At 61.0% G+C, this 20209-nt stretch carries 16 protein-coding genes; 7 read left to right on the forward strand and 9 right to left on the reverse strand.

Features of this window, described 5'->3' with window-relative positions:
* Nucleotides 1–93: 93 nt before the first annotated feature.
* Nucleotides 94–975 (reverse strand): LysR family transcriptional regulator, encoded by an 882-nt coding sequence (locus AC13QY_RS11605; protein WP_269245090.1) that lies wholly within the window; start codon nucleotides 973–975, stop codon nucleotides 94–96.
* Between the two features lie 115 nt (nucleotides 976–1090).
* Here AC13QY_RS11605 and AC13QY_RS11610 point away from each other — a divergent pair, with 115 nt between their 5' ends.
* Nucleotides 1091–2113 carry a YeiH family protein gene (locus AC13QY_RS11610; protein ID WP_269245089.1) on the forward strand — a complete coding sequence of 341 codons (1023 nt, stop codon included), beginning with the start codon at nucleotides 1091–1093 and terminating at the stop codon, nucleotides 2111–2113.
* On the opposite strand, the gene AC13QY_RS11615 is transcribed toward AC13QY_RS11610, so the two are convergent.
* The 6 genes from AC13QY_RS11615 to AC13QY_RS11640 all read right to left on the reverse strand — a co-directional run bounded on the left by AC13QY_RS11615 (nucleotide 2076) and on the right by AC13QY_RS11640 (nucleotide 12498).
* A complete protein-coding gene (locus tag AC13QY_RS11615) occupies nucleotides 2076–3908 on the reverse strand; it encodes a bifunctional diguanylate cyclase/phosphodiesterase (protein ID WP_269245088.1) in 1833 nt (610 codons plus the stop codon). The two genes, AC13QY_RS11610 and AC13QY_RS11615, sit on opposite strands and share 38 nt — an antisense overlap.
* A gap of 145 nt (nucleotides 3909–4053) precedes the next feature.
* Entirely contained in the window at nucleotides 4054–5838 is a 1785-nt protein-coding gene (locus AC13QY_RS11620; protein WP_269245134.1) for an IlvD/Edd family dehydratase, read from the reverse strand.
* A gap of 7 nt (nucleotides 5839–5845) precedes the next feature.
* On the reverse strand, nucleotides 5846–6730 hold the full coding sequence (locus AC13QY_RS11625) for an NAD(P)-dependent oxidoreductase (protein WP_183813199.1): 885 nt from the start codon (nucleotides 6728–6730) through the stop codon (nucleotides 5846–5848).
* Between the two features lie 275 nt (nucleotides 6731–7005).
* Nucleotides 7006–10203 (reverse strand): efflux RND transporter permease subunit, encoded by a 3198-nt coding sequence (locus tag AC13QY_RS11630; protein ID WP_145316251.1) that lies wholly within the window; start codon nucleotides 10201–10203, stop codon nucleotides 7006–7008.
* A gap of 120 nt (nucleotides 10204–10323) precedes the next feature.
* Complete coding sequence (locus AC13QY_RS11635) at nucleotides 10324–11514, reverse strand: efflux RND transporter periplasmic adaptor subunit (protein ID WP_069611752.1); 1191 nt, start codon at nucleotides 11512–11514, stop codon at nucleotides 10324–10326.
* A 171-nt stretch (nucleotides 11515–11685) separates the two neighbouring features.
* A complete protein-coding gene (locus tag AC13QY_RS11640; RefSeq protein ID WP_069611753.1) occupies nucleotides 11686–12498 on the reverse strand; it encodes an alpha/beta hydrolase fold domain-containing protein in 813 nt (270 codons plus the stop codon).
* A 234-nt stretch (nucleotides 12499–12732) separates the two neighbouring features.
* Between AC13QY_RS11640 and AC13QY_RS11645 the strand changes: the two genes are divergently transcribed.
* Nucleotides 12733–13644, forward strand: coding sequence for a LysR family transcriptional regulator (locus AC13QY_RS11645; RefSeq protein WP_095435644.1), 912 nt, complete (start codon nucleotides 12733–12735; stop codon nucleotides 13642–13644).
* Between the two features lie 55 nt (nucleotides 13645–13699).
* Here AC13QY_RS11645 and AC13QY_RS11650 read toward each other — a convergent pair whose 3' ends face one another.
* Nucleotides 13700–14158 (reverse strand): carboxymuconolactone decarboxylase family protein, encoded by a 459-nt coding sequence (locus AC13QY_RS11650; RefSeq protein ID WP_113330284.1) that lies wholly within the window; start codon nucleotides 14156–14158, stop codon nucleotides 13700–13702.
* Nucleotides 14159–14292: 134 nt separating this feature from the next.
* Between AC13QY_RS11650 and AC13QY_RS11655 the strand changes: the two genes are divergently transcribed.
* Entirely contained in the window at nucleotides 14293–15177 is an 885-nt protein-coding gene (locus AC13QY_RS11655; RefSeq protein ID WP_269245087.1) for a sigma-70 family RNA polymerase sigma factor, read from the forward strand.
* Between the two features lie 2 nt (nucleotides 15178–15179).
* On the opposite strand, the gene AC13QY_RS11660 is transcribed toward AC13QY_RS11655, so the two are convergent.
* Nucleotides 15180–15941, reverse strand: coding sequence for an AraC family transcriptional regulator (locus AC13QY_RS11660; protein ID WP_145632104.1), 762 nt, complete (start codon nucleotides 15939–15941; stop codon nucleotides 15180–15182).
* Nucleotides 15942–16078: 137 nt separating this feature from the next.
* Here AC13QY_RS11660 and AC13QY_RS11665 point away from each other — a divergent pair, with 137 nt between their 5' ends.
* The 4 genes from AC13QY_RS11665 (at nucleotide 16079) to AC13QY_RS11680 (ending at nucleotide 20157) form a co-directional block, all read left to right on the forward strand.
* Nucleotides 16079–17026, forward strand: coding sequence for a DMT family transporter (locus tag AC13QY_RS11665; protein WP_145632102.1), 948 nt, complete (start codon nucleotides 16079–16081; stop codon nucleotides 17024–17026).
* Nucleotides 17027–17107: 81 nt separating this feature from the next.
* Nucleotides 17108–17824 carry a GntR family transcriptional regulator gene (locus AC13QY_RS11670; RefSeq protein ID WP_145632100.1) on the forward strand — a complete coding sequence of 239 codons (717 nt, stop codon included), beginning with the start codon at nucleotides 17108–17110 and terminating at the stop codon, nucleotides 17822–17824.
* A 101-nt stretch (nucleotides 17825–17925) separates the two neighbouring features.
* Nucleotides 17926–19206 carry a cysteine desulfurase-like protein gene (locus AC13QY_RS11675; RefSeq protein WP_269245086.1) on the forward strand — a complete coding sequence of 427 codons (1281 nt, stop codon included), beginning with the start codon at nucleotides 17926–17928 and terminating at the stop codon, nucleotides 19204–19206.
* Nucleotides 19207–19374: 168 nt separating this feature from the next.
* The gene (locus AC13QY_RS11680) at nucleotides 19375–20157 is read left to right on the forward strand and encodes an HpcH/HpaI aldolase family protein (RefSeq protein ID WP_269245133.1); all 783 of its coding nucleotides are present in this window, start codon (nucleotides 19375–19377) and stop codon (nucleotides 20155–20157) included.
* The last annotated feature ends 52 nt before the right edge of the window (nucleotides 20158–20209 follow it).

The following is a 20209-nucleotide window of genomic DNA, read 5'->3' on the forward strand; positions in this document are numbered from 1 at the left end:
CTGCATAAGCCGCAAAGGCGCCTATCAGTTACCGACTATCACGATAGCACCCAACCCACTTATTAGTCGAATCGAATATATAGATTTCGCCGTTCAGCCCTTACACATCGCCTCCAGCGTCTGCGCGGCTTTGCTCGCGTGGCGCTCCTTGTGACGCAGCAGCCGGAAACTGCGGGCCGGCAGATCGAACTTTGCCTGAACCAGCAGCCCTTGCCCGAGATAGGCTCTCGCTGCGGCACTGGAAATGGCAGCAGCACTTTGCCCCGCGCAGACTGCCGATAGCACGGCCTCATTCGAAGGGAGGACGAGCGCGACATCGAGCTCACGCGGCGAAGCACCAAGCTTGACGATCGCATTCTCGAACTCGGAACGCGTGCCCGACCCCTCCTCCCGCATCACCCAGGACGTGCCGCTTACTAGGTCGGCGGCGGTGAGCTGTCGCCCGTCCCCCCAGGGATGGTGTGGCGGCACGACGATAACAAGCGCATCCTGCGCAACGATCTTCATCGACAATGCCGGCGCATCCACTTCCCCCTCGATGAAACCGAGCTCGGCCGCACCATCGATAACCGCCTCGGTGACGGTCCGGGTATTGCCTATCGTCAGATCCAGCTCGATGCCGGGATAATCGCGGTGAAAGTGCATCAGCAGCGGCGGCAACCAGTAGCTGGCGATGGTCTGGCTTGCGCAGAGGCTGAGCCGCCCGCGCTGCAACCCCCCAAGTTCGGACAGCATGAGTTCGGCCGAGCGCACGCGTGCGAGTGTCGCTCTTGCTTCTCCCAGGAAGGAACGGCCGGTTTCCGTCAGCTCGATCCGCCGCCCGACGCGATGAAAAAGTTCGACGCCGTAATAGGCTTCAAGATTCTTGATCGCGGAGCTGACGGCGGATGGCGTCAAATGGATCGCTTCGGCGGCATTGGTCAGATGCTCTCGCTCCGCGACGGCGACGAAAATGGCGAGCTGTTCGAAGGTCATGGGAAATCATTCTAATTTATCGAATAAAACATAGGATAATATTCGATGGATGTCGACATCGACAGATGAGACTTTCCAGCCGTCACCAAATCACAAGAAACGAATGACAGCACCCATGTCCATCGCTCAACGCGCAAACGAGATCCTTCCCGGCCTGGCCCTCACCTCGGCCGTAGCCCTTGCGGCCTATGCTGCGGAACATGTTGAAGTGGGCCTCCTCGGCGGACGGTGGATCGAAAGCCTGGTGCTTGCTATCGCCTTCGGCATCGCCGTCTGCACGATCAAGCCGCTGAAGCCGGCCATGAAGCCGGGTGTCGATTTCAGCGCCAAGTTCCTTCTGGAAATCGCCATCGTCCTTCTCGGCGCATCCATCAGCCTTTCGGCGATCCGCGGCGCCGGCGTCTGGCTGATCGCCGGCATCGCCATCGTCGTCGTGCTGTCGATCGCCGCCACCTATCTCATCGGTCGGGCGCTCGGCCTGCCGCCGAAGCTCGCAACCTTGATCGCCTGCGGCAACTCGATCTGCGGCAATTCGGCGATCGTGGCCGTTGCGCCCGTGATCGAGGCCGACTCGCAGGAGATTGCCGCAGCACTTGCCTTCACCGCCGTCCTCGGCATTGTCGCCGTGTTCCTGCTGCCGCTTTTCTATTTCCACTTCGGCATGAGCGTACCGCAATACGGGACACTTGCTGGACTGACGGTTTATGCCGTGCCGCAGGTATTGGCGGCGACCGCGCCCGTCGGCCTGCTCGCTGTCCAGACCGGCACGCTCGTCAAGCTCGTCCGTGTCCTGATGCTCGGCCCGGTTATCTTCCTGCTCGGCATCCTCACCAAGGCTGAAGCCTCAGGCAGCGATGAAAGCAGCGGCCATCACCATTCTCTGGTCCCCTGGTTCATCTGCGGCTTCCTGGGATTGATGACGCTACGCTCCTTCGGGCTGATCCCGGATATGCTGGTGACACCGATGGAAACTGTTTCCGGTATTCTGACCGTCATCGCCATGACAGCGCTCGGCCTGTCGGTTAGCATCCGCTCCGTCGCCCATGCCGGCGGCCGGGTGATCGCGGCAGCGACACTATCGCTGTTGACGCTGGGCGCCATCAGCTATGGTCTGATCCTCGCCCTGCAGCTTCAGTAGCATGTGCGGCAACGCTGACTGAAGACCGCCCCGAGCTCGACGCCTCGGCCGATTTCAGCAATGCTGCAGTCTCGCTTTCGGAAGAAGGATAGCCGATAGCATAGCCCTGAAGTTCATCGCAGCCGACCTCGGCCAGAACGAGCGCGTGATCCTCGGTCTCGACCCCTTCGGCGACCACCTCGACATTCAATGTGCGTGCGATTTCGATGATAGAGCCGACAAGACGACGCTGCTCCTCGGACACCGTAACCGCAGTCACCAATTGCCGATCTATCTTGAGCCGCTTCGGTTTGAGTTTGACGAGGCCAATCAGCGAGGCATGACCGGAACCGAAATCGTCGATCTCGATATCGATTCCCATCTCCTTGATGCCGGCGATATTGGCAAGCACCGCCTCGTCGGGTTCATCCAGGAAAATGGTCTCCACCAGCTCGAAGGCGATGGCGTGGCGCGGTATTCTGAGCGCCCTCAATCCGTCGATCAGGTCGGGATCGGCAAGCCGGCGACCGGAGATATTGACAGCGATGCGCGGCGGTGAAAGACCCTGCGAAACCCAGGCTGCCCGATCCGCCAGTGCGCGCTTCAGCACGGCCGCATCGATCTCCGCGGTAAATCCATATTCATCGGCGACCTTGAGGAAGGCTACTGGGCTTAGCAATCCCCTTCCCGGATGCCGCCAGCGTGCCAGCGCCTCCAATCCGACGATGCGGCGGCTCTGCGCATCCACTTGAATCTGATAGAAGGGCTCGATCTGCCGCAGCACCGGCGCCAATCGCAACTCATCGGCCAGGCGGCGTTCTGCATGCAGATCGGACTGGAGCTGTGGCGTGAAGAACTCCACCCGGTTGCGGCCGAGTTTCTTGGCTTGAAAAAGGGCGACATCGGATTCTGCCAGAAGATTGCCTGCGCCACTCGTCTGGCCCATCGCCACGCCGATGGACGCGCCGATCTTCAGCATCTCGTTGCCGAAACGCACTTCGCGGCGCAATCGCGATAGAATATCGCCGGCGATCGCCTGAAGCCTTTCGACACTGGCGATATTGACCAGCACGGCCACGAACTCGTCACCGCCGATGCGGGCAACAATGTCGTTGGCAGTTATCGCTCCGGAAATGCGGGCGGCGGCGCTTTGCAATGTGGCATCACCGGCCGCATGGCCCCATTTGTCGTTGATCTCCTTGAATCCATCGAGATCGATATGGAGGATTGCAAGAGTGCCGATAGACGCATCGCTGCGCAATTCGGCCAGACGCCGGTCGAAATACCGGCGGTTCGGAAGGCCCGTGAGATAATCGTGATCGGCGGCATGTTCTATTCGCGCCCGGCTGTGCTCCAATGCAACGGCACGCGCTTCGGCGATAGCTTTTTGACCGCTCAGCTCGCGATTGAGCAGGACGTCGGCGGTGACGTCCCATTCCGCGCCGATGAAAGAAGGCGCCCCTTCGGCATCCTCATAATAATGCGCGCGCGAGCGCAGATGACGCACCTCGCCTCCGGGCAGGATGATGCGGAACTGAGAATTATAGAAACCCTTCCTGGCCAGCGCGACATCGAAGTCGTGGACGGCCCCTTCGATATCCTCCGGATGCAGCGCGTTCATCCAGACGTCGGAGGAAACCCTATGCTCGTGAAGTCCGGTCCCGTAGAGCTTGTGCATCTGCGAATCCCAGAGCAGTTCCTGCTCGTTGACATTATGCTGCCAGACACCGATTTGAGACGCCTCGAGCGCCAGCTCCAGCCTCCTTAAAAGGTCCTGGAACTCTTCTTCGCTTCGTCCTGATGTCGTCTCTGCCAAAGAGCACCACCCCGTTCGGAAACTGAAGAGACTAACTAACCGCAGCCAATTATAGTTGCACTACTCCCTTTCGCGAACTTTAATGGCTGCGCAAGCTACCCAAATTAACAGCAGCACTGCAATCCTTGCCAGCGGCCGGCGCCTGTCAATGGTTATGCCGCGGCGGATTGGCAGCGATGTCGCGAAAATCGGCGGCGCCATCCAGCACGGCTCCGTCGGAAAGCTGCGTGACCGAACGACGATAGATGCGCTGCCACGGCGTCGCATCCGGCGGCACCACTGGAATGCCATCGCCTTTACGACGCGCAATCTCCGCCTCGTCCACCTGCATGTCGCAGCGCCCCTGATTGAAATCGATGCGGATGATATCGCCGGTCCTGAGCCAGGCAAGCCCGCCACCGGCCGCACTTTCCGGCGAGGCATTCAAAATGGAGGGGCTGTCGGCCGTGCCAGATTGACGCCCGTCGCCGATCGTCGGCAAGCTCTTGATGCCCCTTTTAAGAAGATGATCCGGTGGCTGCATGTTGACAACTTCGGCCGATCCCGGCCAGCCGATCGGCCCGGCGCCGCGAATGACGAGAATGGTCTTTTCGTCGATGCCGAGAGCGGGATCGTTGATGCGCTTGTGATAATCCTCGGAGCCGTCGAAAACGACTGCCCTGCCCTCGAACACGCCTTCGTGGCCAGGCTCCTGCAAATAGCGGCTGCGGAACTCCTCTGAGACGACGCTCATCTTCATGATGGCGAAATCGAACAGATTGCCTTTGAGCACCAGGAAGCCGGCGCGCTCCTTCAGCGGCTCGCCGAAGGGACGGATGACCTCGCGATCCGTCGCCTCCCGGCCCTTCAAATTCTCCGCCATCGTCCGGCCTGTCACTGTCGGACAGCTTCCATCCAGCTTGCCGGCCTGCAGCAGCTCCCACATGATGGCCGGAACACCGCCGGCGCGATGGAAGCGCTCGCCGAGATAGGCGCCCGCCGGCTGGACATTGGCGAGCAGCGGAATGTCGAAGCCGTGCACCTGCCAGTCGTCGGGGTAAAGCTCGACGCCGGCATGCTTGGCCATAGCGGCGAGATGCGGCTGCGCATTGGTCGAGCCGCCGATGGCTGAATTGACCCTTATGGCATTGAGGAAAGCCTCACGCGTCAGCACGTCCGAAGGCTTGATATCCTCCAGCACCAGCTCGACCGCCCGCCGGCCTGTGCGATAGGCCATCTGGCCGCGCTCGCGATAGGCGCCGGGAATGGCGGCACAGCCGGTCAGCGACATGCCAAGCGCTTCCGCCATGGCGTTCATGGTCGAGGCAGTCCCCATGGTGTTGCAATGGCCGATCGAGGGCGCCGAGGCGAGCGAGGCTTCCATGAATTCCTCCTCGTTGATCTCGCCTGCCGCCAGTTTGCGGCGCGAACGCCAGATCACCGTGCCGGAGCCGGTAAGTTCACCCTCATGCCAGCCATCGAGCATCGGACCGCCGGAGAGAACGATCGCCGGAATATTGACTGTCGAGGCCGCCATCAATGCCGATGGCGTGGTCTTGTCGCAGCCGGTCGTCAGCACGACGCCATCGAGCGGATAGCCATAGAGCACTTCGACAAGGCCGAGATAGGCGAGATTGCGGTCGAGCGCAGCCGTCGGCCGCTTGCAGTTCTCGAAGATCGGATGGGTCGGAAATTCGATTGGGATGCCACCGGCGTCACGAATGCCGTCGCGCACGCGCTTGGCGAGATCGAGATGATGGCGGTTGCAGGGCGTGAGATCGCTGCCGCTCTGAGCAATGCCGATGATCGGCTTGCCGGACCGCAATTCCTCCGGCGTGATGCCGTAATTCATGAAGCGCTCGAGATAGAGCGCCGTCATATCGATATGATCCGGATTGTCGAACCAGTCCTGCGAACGCAGACGACGCTTGGATGCACCCTTATCGCTCATCTCTTCCTCAAGCCTTTCCTCGGGCATTCTTGTCTTCCAGATGCTGCAGCAGGCCGCTGTGATCCTGCTCGCCACCGCCGTTTTCGACGAATTCGGCAAACTCCGCTCGAACGGCTTCGGTCAGCGGCAGATGAAGCGACAGGTTCTGCGCCGCCGCCAGCACCGTATCGAGGTCCTTCAGCTGGTTGCGGGCGGTGCCGCCGGGCTCGAAGTTGCGCTCGATCATGCGCTGGCCATGCAGCTCCAGAATCCGGCTTTCGGCGAACCCGCCGCGAATAGCGTCACGAAACGCCTCGCGCGAACCGCCGCCGGCCTCGACCAGTAGCATCGCTTCCGCGACGGCCCCGATGGTCACGGCAACGATCTGCTGATTGCCGAGTTTTGCGAGCTGGCCTGTCCCGCTCGGACCGACACGGGTTACGCGCCCGAGAGGCGCCATGATATCGCGCACGCTGTCGATGACGCCGGCATCGCCACCAGCCATGATCGCGAGCGTTCCGGCGGCCGCCCCGACCACGCCACCGGAGACCGGCGCATCGATGTGTCGGATACCGCGCTCGGCGAGTTTGAAGGCATGTTCGCGGGCAACGGCCGGCGATATCGAGCTGTTGTCGATAACGATCGCGCCAGCCTCCAGCACATCGGCCACGCCGCTGCCGAACAGGACTTCGCCGACAGCTCCGCCATTCGTCAGCATTGTGAAAAGCACCGCGGCGCCTCGCGCCGCCTCCACCGCCGTATCTGCGACGGTTGCACCGTCGGCAGCCAGAGGTTCCGCCTTGCTGCGATCGCGATTCCAGACGGTCACGGCAAACCCGGCCGCCAGCAGACGCCGCGCCATCGGCGCACCCATCAATCCCGTGCCGAGAAAAGCGATCTTCCTGCCGCCCATAAACTATCCTCCGAATGCGGCGCACCAGCCCCGAGACTATATGCTATCGCCCTTTGGGTCCTTGCGCCAACGGGCCACTCCTCATGCCCGATGTACGTCAATCAAATCATCCAAGAGCTTGATAAACCTATGGTGCCAGCATGCAAAGAAAATCGGTGGCCTGGCCGAAAATTCTTCGACGCTGAATTCGTAATAGGCCGGCAGATAAGAAAAGGCGGGACCTTATGGTCCCGCCCCTGGCCTGTCGAGGACTGGAGGTCGGTTCGGCACGGCCCCTATTCGGCGGCGATCGGGAGTACCTCCGCCGAATGCTCGTTGTCATTGTGCGGATGCTGCTTCAGCGGACGGTTGCCCGTCAGCCGGCGGGTCAGCACGTAGAACACGGGCGTCATGAAGATGCCGAAGAAGGTCACGCCGATCATGCCGGCAAACACCGCGACACCCATGGCAGCGCGCATTTCGGCACCGGCACCGGTCGAGGTGACCAGCGGCACGACACCCATGATGAAGGCCATGGAGGTCATCAGGATCGGGCGAAGGCGCAGGCGGCTGGCTTCGATTGCGGCCTGGACCGGCGTGCGGCCCTCGAATTCCAGCTCGCGGGCGAATTCCACGATCAGGATGGCGTTCTTTGCCGACAGGCCGACCAGCACCACCAGGCCGATCTGGGTGAAGATATTGTTGTCTCCACCCGTGAGCCAGACGCCGGTCAGCGCCGCCAAGACGCCCATCGGCACGATCATGATGATGGCGAGCGGCAAGGTCAGGCTCTCATATTGGGCAGCCAATACGAGGAAGACCAGGAGCAGCGCCAGCGGGAAGACGACGACGCTGGAATTGCCCGCCAGGATCTGCTGGTAGGTCAAATCAGTCCATTCGAAGTCGATGCCGGGCGGCAGCGTCTCGTGCAGGATCTTCTCGATCGCCGCCTGTGCCTGGCCCGACGAGAAACCGGGCGCCGGGCCGCCATTGATGTCAGCCGCCAGGAAGCCGTTATAGCGGTTCGTGCGTTCCGGACCGGTCGTGGCATCCACCTTCAGCAGGGCTGAAAGCGGGATCATCTGACCCGATGCCGAACGAACCTTCAACTGGCCGATATCTTCCGGCTGTGCGCGGAACTTGGCATCGGCCTGCACACGGACGCTGTAGGTGCGGCCGAAGGCGTTGAAGTCGTTCACATAGAGCGAGCCGAGATAAATCTGCAGTGCCTGGAAGACGTCGGTGACGGAGACCCCGAGCTGCTCGGCCTTGGCGCGGTCGAGATCAGCAAAGAGCTGCGGCACGTTGATCTGGAAGCTCGAGAAGATACCTGTCAGTTCCGGTGTCTGGTAGGCTTTGGCGATCACTGCCTTGGCCGCCTGATCGAGCACCTGGTTGCCGAGGCCGGCGCGATCTTCGATCTGCAGCTTGAAGCCGCCTGTCGTACCGAGGCCGTTCACCGGCGGAGGCGGGAACATGGCGATGAAGGCATCCTGGATGGCGCCGAACTTGTGGTTCAGTGCCATGGCGATCGCTCCGCCCGAAAGGTCCGGCGTCTTGCGCTCGTCGAAGTCCTTCAGCGTTACGAAAACGATGCCCGCATTCGAGGAATTGGTGAAGCCGTTGATCGACAGACCCGGGAAGGCGATCGCATTGGCAACGCCAGGCTGCTTCAACGCGATATCCGTCATGCGCTTAATCACGCTTTCCGTACGGTCAAGGCTTGCAGCATCCGGCAACTGTGCAAAGCCGATCAGATACTGCTTATCCTGCGACGGCACGAAACCGCCTGGAACCGTTGTGAACAGGCTATAGGTCGCGCCCACCAGCGCGAGATAGACCACCATGACGATGCTCTTGCGCGACACCAGGCGGCCGACGCCCTTGCCGTAATATTTCGAACCGGCTCCGAACGCCCGGTTGAAGCCGCGGAAGAACCAGCCGAAGACCGCGTCCATGATCCGCGTCAACCGATCCTTCGGCGCATGGTGGCCCTTCAGGAGCAGGGATGCCAGCGCAGGAGACAGGGTGAGCGAATTGAAGGCCGAGATGACGGTCGAGATGGCGATCGTCAGCGCGAACTGGCGATAGAACTGGCCGGACAGGCCGGAGATGAAGGCGAGCGGCACGAAAACCGCGACGAGGACCAGCGCGATCGCGATGATCGGACCGGAGACTTCCTTCATGGCCTTGTAGGTGGCGTCTCGCGGATTGAGCCCGGCCTCGATATTGCGTTCGACGTTCTCCACCACCACGATCGCGTCGTCCACGACGATACCGATCGCCAGCACCAGGCCGAAGAGGCTGAGCGCGTTGATCGAGAAACCGAAGACATACATCACGGCAAAGGTGCCGATGATCGACACCGGAACGGCGATCAGCGGGATGATCGAGGCGCGCCATGTCTGCAGGAACAGAATGACGACCAGGACAACGAGCGCGATAGCTTCGAGCAGCGTGTCGATAACCTTCTCGATCGAGGCGCGGACGAATTTCGTCGTGTCGTAGACGATCTCATACTTGACGCCCGCCGGCATGGCCTGCTGCAGCACGTCCATGGTCGAGCGCACGTTGTTCGCGATCTCGATCGCGTTCGAACCGGGCGCCTGGAGAACCGCTACGGCGACCGCCGGCTTGCCGTCGAGCAGCGAGCGTAGCGTATAGTCTTCCGCACCCAGCTCGACGCGAGCGACGTCGCGAAGGCGGGTGATCTCGCCATTGGTGCCCGTCTTGACGATGATGTTGCCGAACTCCTCGGGCGTGCGCAGGCGGCCCTGGGCATTGACGTTGAGCTGCAGATCCACGCCCGGCCGGCTGGGTGAGGCACCGATGATGCCGGCCGCAGCCTGGACGTTCTGGGAGCTGATCGCATTGCTGATGTCGCCGGCGGCAAGATTATGCTCGGCCGCCTTCTGCGGATCGATCCACACGCGCATGGAATAATCGCCGGCGCCGAAGACCTGCACCTGCCCGACGCCCTCGATCCGGGCGAGCCGATCCTTGATGTTCAGGGTCGCATAATTTCGCAGATAGGTGATGTCGTGATCGGCCCCGTCCGAGACGAGGTTGACGACCATGATGAAGTCGGGCGAGCTCTTGACGGTCGTGATGCCGAGGGCACGGACTTCCGTGGGTAGGCGCGGCTCGGCCTGCGAAACGCGATTCTGCACGAGCTGCTGCGCCTTGTCCGGATCGGTGCCGAGCTTGAAGGTGACAGTCACGTTAAGAACGCCGTCCGATGTCGCCTGGCTGGACATGTAGAGCATGCCCTCGACGCCGTTGATCTGCTCTTCAAGCGGCGTCGCCACCGTTTCGGCGATGACGGTCGGGTTAGCACCGGGATAGGTGGCGCGCACGACAATCGACGGGGGCACGACCTCTGGATATTCGGAGATCGGCAGCGCCCTGAGGCCGATCAGGCCGGCGACCACGATGAGGACCGAAAGAACACCGGCAAAGACCGGACGGTCGACAAAGAATCTGGAGATGTTCATATCAAAGCCCCCTCTGGGGTAAGAACGGATGCAAAATTCCCGTCCGACGATTTGAGAGCCGCCGGTGGATCATGTGATTTTGGAATGTCGGCCTTCTGCCCACGGGCAGAAGGCGAAGTCTTACTGAGCGGTCGCGACCTTCTCTGCCAACTGCGGCGCGACGACCGCACCGGGACGGATGCGCTGCAGCCCGTTGACGACGATCTTTTCGCCGGCTTTCAGGCCGTTCTCGATCACTCGCTGACCGTCGACAACCGATCCGAGCTGGACCTGCCGGTAATTGACCTTGTTCTCGCCATCCACGACGAAGACGAACTTCTTATCCTGGTCGGTGCCGACTGCACGGTCGTCGATGACGATCTTATTCTCGGCCTTCGGTTGGCCCATGCGAACCCGCACGAACTGGCCGGGGATGAGACGGCCGCCCGGATTGTCGAAGACGGCTCGAACGCTGACGGTGCCGCTCGCCGCATCGACCTCGTTGTCGATCAACTGCAACTTGCCCTTGATCGGCGTGCCATTGTCGCTTGCCGTGCCAATCTGAACCGGGATCTGCTCGACTGGCGGAACGATGCCGCCGGCAGCCGGCAGTTCGGACAGCGCCTGGGTCACGGTCTGTTCGTTGGCACTAAAGCTCGCATAGATCGGGTCGACGGAAACGAGCGTCGTCAGTACTGAAGAGGACGCGCCGGCTGCAACGAGGTTGCCGACGGTGACGGCGATCTTGCCGACGCGGCCAGCGATCGGGGCGCGGACCTGCGTGTAGTCGAGATTGAGCTGCGCTGTCTGCAAGGTTGCTTGCGCGGCCTTCAGATTGGCTTCCGCCGCAGCATAGTTGCTGGCGCGCGTGTCCATATCGCTCTGCGAGATCGTCTTGTTGTCGAAGAGCTTCTGGCCACGGTCGACCTCGACTTTCGTCAGGTTGAGAGTGGCTTTCGCCGCGCCGACCTGCGCCTGAGCCTGGGCGACGGCCGCCTCATAAGGTGCGGGATCGATCGTGACAAGCAGGTCACCCTGCTTGACCAAGGCGCCCTCGCGGAAATGCACGGACTGGATCGCGCCAGCCACGCGCGGCCGGATCTCGACGCGGTCAATGGCTTCGAGCCGGCCGGAGAATTCCTGCCAGGATGTAACGTCGCGCGGCTCGACAACAGCAACCGTAACGGGGATAGCCGGCGGTGCCGCCTGGCTCGCCGCCTCGGTTGCCTGAGCGCCGCGCGGCAGCTCCAGATAGAAGGCTGCGCCTGCAACAGCCGCAGCGACACCCATGCCGGCGCCCCACAGGGCCCAGCTCTTACCGTTGGACTTCATGTTAGTCTCTCCTTTGGCCCCGGCTTGGGACACGGGACCACAAATTCCTATCGTCTCAATAAAATCAGGGGGCCGAAGCACCGCGCATCCGCGTGACCATCGCTCCGGTCTCATGCCTTCGACATCAGTCCAATCCGCGCTCATCCCTCGCGGACCGCATACCCTAGTCGATCAAGCCTGCACGTCTTCGACAAAACCCTTGAAACAACAGCAGATATCCTGCTGCCATGAAGGCTTGTCCTTCGACTGCCCGCCATAGAGAGTGGGCCAGCCTGTCCCGGCGGGAAGGACTTGCTGGCGAACACGGACGCCAGCCGCTTTCAGCCGACTGCCGTATTCCATGCTCTCGTCGCGGAGCGGGTCGTCCTCGGCCGTGAGCACCAATGCCGGCGCGAGGCCCGAAAGCCGCGAACAGTATCGAGGCGCTGCATAGGGGTGACAGACACCGCCCAGGAAACCCAGGTAACGGTTCCAACCCTCCGTCCAGCGCTCGCGCATGCCGCTTTCCTCCGCCTGGAGGAAAGATTTCGACCCCATGAAGGGATCAAGCAAAGGCGATATCAAAACCTGTCCGTCCAACGAACCGGGTATTTGATCGCGCGCCTTTAAAGCGACGCCCGCTGCAACATTGCCACCCGATTCCTCTCCGGCGACAAACAGCAGCGATTTTTTCGCCCCGCCCAGCGCAAGCATGTTCCGCTTGTTGCTGAGATAGGCGAGAAGCCCGTAGGCGCATTCCAGCACCTTCGGAAAAGCATTCTGATTGCAGCTGGTATAATCCGCCGCAACCACGATGGCCCCAGCCTCAGCGAGGCTTGCCGCCACCGGCCTGTTGGTCGCGTGACAGGTATCAAGAAAAGCGCCGCCGTGCAGATAGAGCACAAGGGGTGCCGCCTTCTTCAAACCTTCACCGTTGTAGATCCGCGCTTCCACCGGCCCCGTTGGCACGTTTTCCAGCACAACATCTTTCCACGGCGCACTCATCGACCCAAATCCCTGTCTGCTCGAGCGAATATGTTCCAATCCAAAAAGCGGTTTACCACGCTTTGCGACCATATTCTCGAAATGCGGTCTTTGGCGCCCCCATGCCGCATTGCAACAACTTACGAAACAACATATTGTTATTCCGCTTCGAGAATAAGTAGCCTATATTCGATCAGACTATTCACCATTACAAACAATCGACCTCTTTTTCATCGGGTCGAGGGACATCATGGAATGGACCAGTTATCAGCAATGCGGGCATTCGCGCGTGTGGTGGAGACGGGCAATTTTACCCGCGCCGCAGCCGCCCTCTCCATGCCGAAAGCGACGGTGACGACGCTCATCCAGTCGCTGGAGGCGCATTTGCACGCGAAACTCCTCAACCGTACGACCCGACGCGTCATGGTGACGACGGATGGCGCACTCTATTACGAGCGCGCCATCCAGATCCTCTCCGAGATTGAGGAGCTGGACGGCAGCATCAGCAATTCGCAGAGCCTGCCAAGCGGCCGCCTGCGCGTGGAAATGGCCGGCGCCTTCGCCGAAAAGATCGTCATGCCGGCGCTTTGCGATTTCCACCAGCGATATCCGGATATTCATATAGACCTCGGAGTCGGCGACCGATTGGTCGACTATCTGGCCGAGAATGTCGATTGCGCATTGCGAGCCGGCATGCCGAGCGACCAGTCGCTGATCGCCCGTCGTGTCGGCGAGATCCATCTCGTCACCTGCGCCGCTCCGCTTTACATCGAGAAGCACGGCATCCCGGAACGGCCGGAGGAGTTGGAAACCAGTCACTACGCGGTCAGCTATTTCCGTGCGCAAACCGGCCGCACGATTCCTTTCCTCTTTGAGCGCGGCAATGAGTCGTTGGAAATCACTCCGCGCTACATCCTCTCGGTCAATGACAGCCGCAGCTATTTGCAAGCAGCCATGACCGGTCTCGGCATTGCGCAGGTTCCAAGCTTCATGGCGCGGGACGCCCTTGCCAAGGGCGACCTCGTGCCGGTCCTCTCCGGCTGGACCCGGCCGACATTGCCCATGCACATCGTTTATCCGCCCAACCGGCATCTGAGCAACAAGGTGCGCGTTTTCGTCGACTGGCTGGCGAAGCTGCTGGCAACCTCGCGGGTCGGCGAAGCTTGAGAGGCAGACCACCTTCTTCTCTCTGTCGGAAGAAGGTGGCGCCGATTGCGAACAATCAGTTCCAGGAAGCACCAGCCTGCTGGCGGACCGTTGAGTTCAAGCGATTCCAGACGTTGTCGATCGCAATCGCGACGATGAGGGCAGAGAGCGCCTTTTCGTCGTAGTGTCTTGCGGCCTCGTTCCAGATTTCATCGGTGACGGCATCCGGCCGGTCGGCAAGCCGGGTGACCGCTTCTCCGAGCGCCAGAGCCGCGCGTTCGGCATCGGAAAAATAAGGCATTTCGCGCCACGCGGAGACACCGACGATGCGCTCCATGGTCTCGCCATCTTTCTGCAGCTTGCGAAAGCCCATGTCGGTGCAGACGCTGCAGCCATTGATCTGGCTGACCCGCAGATGCACGAGATCCATGATGTTTTCCGACAAGCCGCGATCTTTAATCGAATTGCTGACGGCCAAGAGCGCCTGCAAGGTTTCGGGCAGAACGAGGACTGGGTTCTTCATACGAGCTTGCATAATTCTTTCCTCTGATTGTGAGAGCCCTGTTGCGGCTCATCTTCCGACGATGCATTTTCCCGCCGATACGATGTCACACCGGCGGGATTTCGTTCGTCATGGGTTTGACGGAGCAGAATGAGGAGATGTGACCGATGGACGAAAAAAAGTGGCAGGCCGAAAAATTCGAAGCGAACCGGCCGCATCTGCGCGCCGTCGCTTACCGCATGCTCGGCTCGCGCACGGAGGCCGAAGATGCAGTGCAGGAAGCATGGCTGCGCCTGATGAGGAGCGATAGGTCTGACGTCGAAAATCTGAGCGGCTGGCTGACAACAGTCACGGCGCGTATCTGCCTCGATCTGCTGCGAGCTCGCAAATCCCGCCGCGAGGAGCAGCTGACGATCCATGCTCCCGAGCCGATGGTGGCGCCTGAGGCAGGAAACGGCATCGACCCGGAACAGGATGCCTTGCTGGCAGACTCCGTCGGCCTCGCTCTTCTGGTCGTCTTGGAAAAACTGAACCCGGCCGAGCGGCTCGCCTTCGTCCTGCACGATATGTTCGACGTCCCTTTCGATGACATTGCCCCGATTCTGGGGCGCACGACGGTCGCGACACGCCAGCTTGCGAGCCGCGCCCGCCGCCGTGTGCAGAATACGCCATCAACAACGGAGGCTGACCTTACCCGCCAGCGCCACGTCGTCGATGCCTTCTTCACAGCCTCGCGTGACGGCGACCTGCAGGCGCTGCTCGCCGTCCTCGATCACCAAGCCATCTTCAGGCCGGATGTGGTTGCCGCCCGCATGGGGGCGGCCGGCGAAATCCGCGGGCGCGTGGATGTCGCCAAGACCTTCCAGGGCCGTGCGCGGGGAGCGCGGCTGGCGGTCATCAACGGCGCGGTGGGTGCCATCGTTGTCATCGACGGACAGCTGCGCATCGCTCTTCGTTGCACCTTCAATGCAGATGGCATGATTACCGTCATCGACGCGATGGCCGATCCGGAAGAACTGCGCAAGCTGGAGATCGTTTTGATTGAAACCTGAAATTAGCGCATCTGTGTCGGGCTTGTGCCAGTCAGTCTGCGAAACATGGCGATGAAGGCCGACGCATTGCCGTAACCCAACTGCGCTGCAATCCGATACACGGGCTCACCGGCCTCGATCATCGACAGCGCGGCAACGAGCTTCAATCGCTGCCGCCACTCGTTGAAGGAAAGGCCTAGATCCACCTGGCACCGGCGCGACAGCGTACGCTCGGTCGTCCCCATCCGGCGCGCCCATTCCGTCAGGGAATGCCGGTCGCCGGGATCGGCCTGCAATGCGCTCAGGACTGGACCGAGCAGCGGATCGTCGGAAAGCGGCAGATAGCTCTCGCAGCGCGGCGCCAGGCGAATCTGATCGACCAGAACCTGTGCAAGCCTGAGATCTTCGGCCGTTTCCGGTATGGTGACCTCGCGGGCCGCGAAATCCGCCAGAATCGCCTTCAACAGCGAGCTGATGCTGAGCGTGGAAGGTTTGTCCGGCAGGTCGGCGCAAAGGGCGCGTTCGATATAGACGGTCACATAGCGCAGATCGTGCTGGTTATAAGCACCGTGCATCGTATCCGGCGGCAGCCAGATGGCATAATGTGGCGGCGACAAATAGCGTCTGCCTTGAATATCGAAGTCGCAGACGCCGATAAGCGCATAATTGAGCTCGCCCCAGGGCTGGCTCTTTTTTGGAAAGACCGTACCCGCCCGATAGTTCTCGGTTCGGAAGGAAACCGGGTTCGGCGGATCGCCCTCGATGCGTGGAGGCCTGCTGGACATGTCCTCATTTCACTACCACTTGTCTTAATCTCGTTATATACCGGAATTCGGACAAGCGGTACAAGACCTTCGGGACGGCGAGCCCTATCCGCCTTCCTTTGTTTCGCCAGAAGCCAGAAGACGCAGAGACTATTCATATGAGCACCGAGCAGAATGCTTCCGCATCCATAATAAGCACCGCCGGGCTCGCGCCCCTGCTGACGGTGCTCATCTGGTCCGGCAATACCGTTGTCACCAAGGCATCCGCCGGCGTGATATCTCCAGGTTCCATCTCTTTCTACCGCTGGCTGCTCGCATTCATCGTCCTCCTGCCCTTCGTCGGCCGGGCGGCATGGCGCAACCGCGCGCTGATACGCGAGTACTGGCTAAAGCTTGCCGTTCTCGGCGCACTCGGCATGGTGATCTACCAGAGCCTTGCCTATGAGGCAGCTAAGACGACTTCCGCCGTCAACATGGGCGTCATTGTTGCTCTGATGCCGTTGCTGTCGACGTTTTTCGCAAGCCTGCTGGCCGCTGAAAAACTGACTGCGACAAGCCTTATGGGCGGCAGCATTTCATTGATCGGACTCGTCTATTTGACATCGCAGGGCGATCCGATGCGTCTTGCGAATGGCGGATTCCATATCGGCGATGGCCTGATGATCGTTGCCGTCCTTTCGAATGCGCTTTATGGCGTGATGCTGAGACGGTGGGCGATGCCGTTTCCGATGTGGCAGCAGCTTTTCTGGCAGATCGGCTTTTCAACCCTGTTGCTGATCCCGATCTTCCTGATGGGCGATATCTCGCCGATCACCACGGCCAACCTGCCGCTGATCCTCTATGCCGCGATCCCGACCTCTCTCCTCGCGCCCCTCTGCTGGATGATCGGCATTCAGAGGCTCGGAGCAGGCCGGACGTCGCTGCTGATCAATCTCCTGCCAATCGTCGTTGCAGTGCTGGCCTGGGCGCTGCTTGGAGAACAACTGTATTCCTATCACGCTATCGGCGGGGCACTCGCCCTCATCGGCGTTGGGCTCGGCTTACACAAGCCTCGGACGAAGAATGGCCCGGCCGATGACGAAGGCTGGGAGACCGAGGAAGCCTGACCGCCGCTCAGAGAACCCTTTCCTTCCGCCCACCCTTCGTTCTACCATGAACGAGTCCCGAAAGACGGAGAGGAAACAAGCGTGCGCATAGCCCTGGAACCGGTGTCCTCCAGAACGACGATCCAGGAGAGCGTCTATCAGCAGCTGCGAAACGCGCTGATGGCAGGCAATTTCGATCCCGGCCAGACGCTGACCATCGCCTCGCTCGCCGAAACCTTCGGCACCAGCAATATGCCGGTGCGCGAAGCCCTGCGCCGGCTGGCGGCCGAAAATGCGCTTGAGATTGCCGCCAATGGCTCGGCCCGCATCCCTATCGTCACGCTTGCCCGCCTGGACGATCTCTGCCGCGCCCGCATCGCCGTGGAAGGGCTCGCCGCCGAGCTCGGCATCCCGAACCTGACCCCTACAGATATCGCCGCACTGGAACGCATCGCCGGCGAGCAGCATGTGATCGGCCTCGGCGCCAACATCTACGACCTGATGGCCAAGAACCAGCAGTTCCACTTCACCATCTACCGCGCCTCTGGCTCCGAGGTACTGCTGCAGCTGATCGAGACCTTATGGCTGCGTTTCGGCCCCTATATGCGCATGCTCTCAGCCTCCGTCGAACCTTTGATGCGCAGCGGCGAGCTTGACCCTGCCGGCGAGCATGTTGCCATCGTCAAGGCGTTGAAGGCGGGAGACTTCGCCGCAGCTCGCGACGGCGTCGTCGCCGATATTAGACGCACCCACGAAATCCTGCAGGATTATTGCCCGACCACGCAGGACGAGCCGCGCAAAGGCTCCGGCCGCCGCTAAGCTTGCTAGAAGAGAATCAGAAATTTGGTTGAACCTTAAAGTATTTTGTGATCAAATGATCAAAATTGAGGTTCCAATCCCAACATCCAGAGCGAGATCCCATGAGCTCCGCCGCTTCCGCATCGCAATTCGCCGCTCACAACAGCTTCCCGGTCGACGAGGTTCGTGCCATGTTCCCCGCCATCCGGAAGGCGGGCGATTTCGTCTTTCTCGATAATGCGGGCGGCGCGCAGGTGCCGCAGACGGTCGTCGATGCTGTTGCCAATCATCTCATCGATTTCAACGTGCAGCGCATGGCGAAATACCAGCACAGCCAGGGCGTCGACCGCAATCTGGAAGAAGCCCGCGAAAGCGTCGCCATGCTGGTCAACGCCTATCGCCCGGAAGAAATCTCCTTCGGCCAGAACGCCACCTCCTTCATCCGGCTTGTCAGCCTCGGCATTGCCAAGCTGCTCGGCGAACGCAACGAGATCGTCGTCACCGACATGGATCACGATGCCAACATCGCCACTTGGATGGCCCTGGAAGCCGATGGCGCCAAGATCGTCTGGTGGCGCATGCGCGAGGACGGCACGCTGCATGTGGAAGATCTGAAGCCGCTGCTGAACGACAAGACCCGCCTCGTTGCCTGCACCGTCACCGCGCATTCCATCGGCACGATCGTCGATGTCGCAGCCGTCTGCAAACTGACACAAGCTGCCGGCGCCGAAACCTTTCTCGATTGCGTCCATTACGGCCCGCATGGCCTGATCGACGTGCAGGCTTGGGGTTGCGACTATCTCGTCTGCTCCGGCTACAAGAATTTCTCGCCGCATATGGGCTTCCTCTGGGGCCGCTACGACGCGCTGGTCAAGCTTCCCACATTCAAGGAAGACTTCATTCCAGACGTCCCGCCCTACAAGATCGAAGTCGGCACCTTTACCTATGAGAACGTCGCCGGCATGAATGCCGCGGTTAAATATCTGGAAGGCCTTGGCCGCCGCTTCCTGCTGACCGGTGACCATAGCCGCCGCGAGGCGCTCGCCGCCGCCATGGGCGCAATCCGCCAATACGAACAGATGCTGTCGCGCGAGATGATTACCGTGTTGAAGCGCCACGGTGCCACCATCTACGGCATCTCCGACGAGAACCGCCTGGAGCAACGCGTTCCCACGATCTGCTTCAACATGCCAGGCATCACGCCACAAGAATTCGCAGACGAGATGGGCAAGCAGCGCATCGGCCTGCGTGACGGCCACATGTTCGCACCACGCCTGATGAAGCGCCTTGGCTTGTCCATGGAAACGGGTGCCATCCGCGTGTCGCTGGTGCATTATAACAAAGTCGAGGAGATCGCGCGGTTCGACGCTGTGCTGACCGAGATCATGGCGCGGCGCAAGTAAGCCGTGCCTCAGAGCGGTGGCGGCGCCCGAACAACTCCGCCACCGCAATGCTTCCGTGCCGCTGCTTGATGGCACGAAAAGCTGTTCTGAACGTAGAACAGATTGCCGTTTCGCAGTTGTATCTTTCGGTCTATCCCTCGTCGGGAGACCGCTAAAATGAGGATGATGATGAGCGATTTCCGCCAAAACTGTATCGAGCAGAAGCTGCTTATCGGTACATTCGCGGCGATTCCACACCCCGTCGCCATCGAAGTCACGGCAGCCTCCGGCGTCGATTTCCTCTGCATCGACTGGGAGCATTCGCAGATCAGCCGCGAACGCATCGAGGATCTGATCCGCGCCGCCGATGTCCATCACGTTCCCGCCATGGTGCGCGTGCCCGGCCATGCGGCGGAGGATATCGCGGCTGTGCTGGATGCCGGTGCCGCAGGCGTTCTCGTGCCGCGCGTTTCGACGGCGGAACAGGCGCGCGCCGCCGTCAAGGCCACCCGCTATCCCCCGCTCGGTGCCCGTGGCGTCGGCCCCGGCCGCGCCGCAGCCTATGGCTACCGTATCCCGGATTACCTCGCCAAGGCGAATGATGAATTGCTGCTCGCCATCCAAGTCGAGACGGCCGAGGGGCTTACCAACATCGCCGAGATCGCCGCCGTCGATGGCGTCGATCTCCTCTTCATCGGCCCTGGCGATCTCTCCGTTTCGATCGATGCCATGGGACCAACCGGCAAGGACAGGCTCGATGCGGCAATCAGAACCATCACCGAAACCGCTTTGGCCGCCGGCCGCTCAGTCGGCATCTTCCGCCCCTCGCCCGATGATATCGGCGCATGGTCCGAGGCCGGTATCAGCTTCTTCATTCTCGCGAGCGACGCGATGTTTCTCGGCGCCAGTCTGGCCGCCGGTGTCGATGCCGCGAAGCAAGTCAAGCATGTGAAGGAGACGAAAGAAAGATGATCTCTTTCAGAGTGTTACCACTTCGAGGGGCAATAGAAAATCGAGCAAGAGG

This window comes from Martinezella sp. CNPSo 3795 (assembly GCF_057784475.1).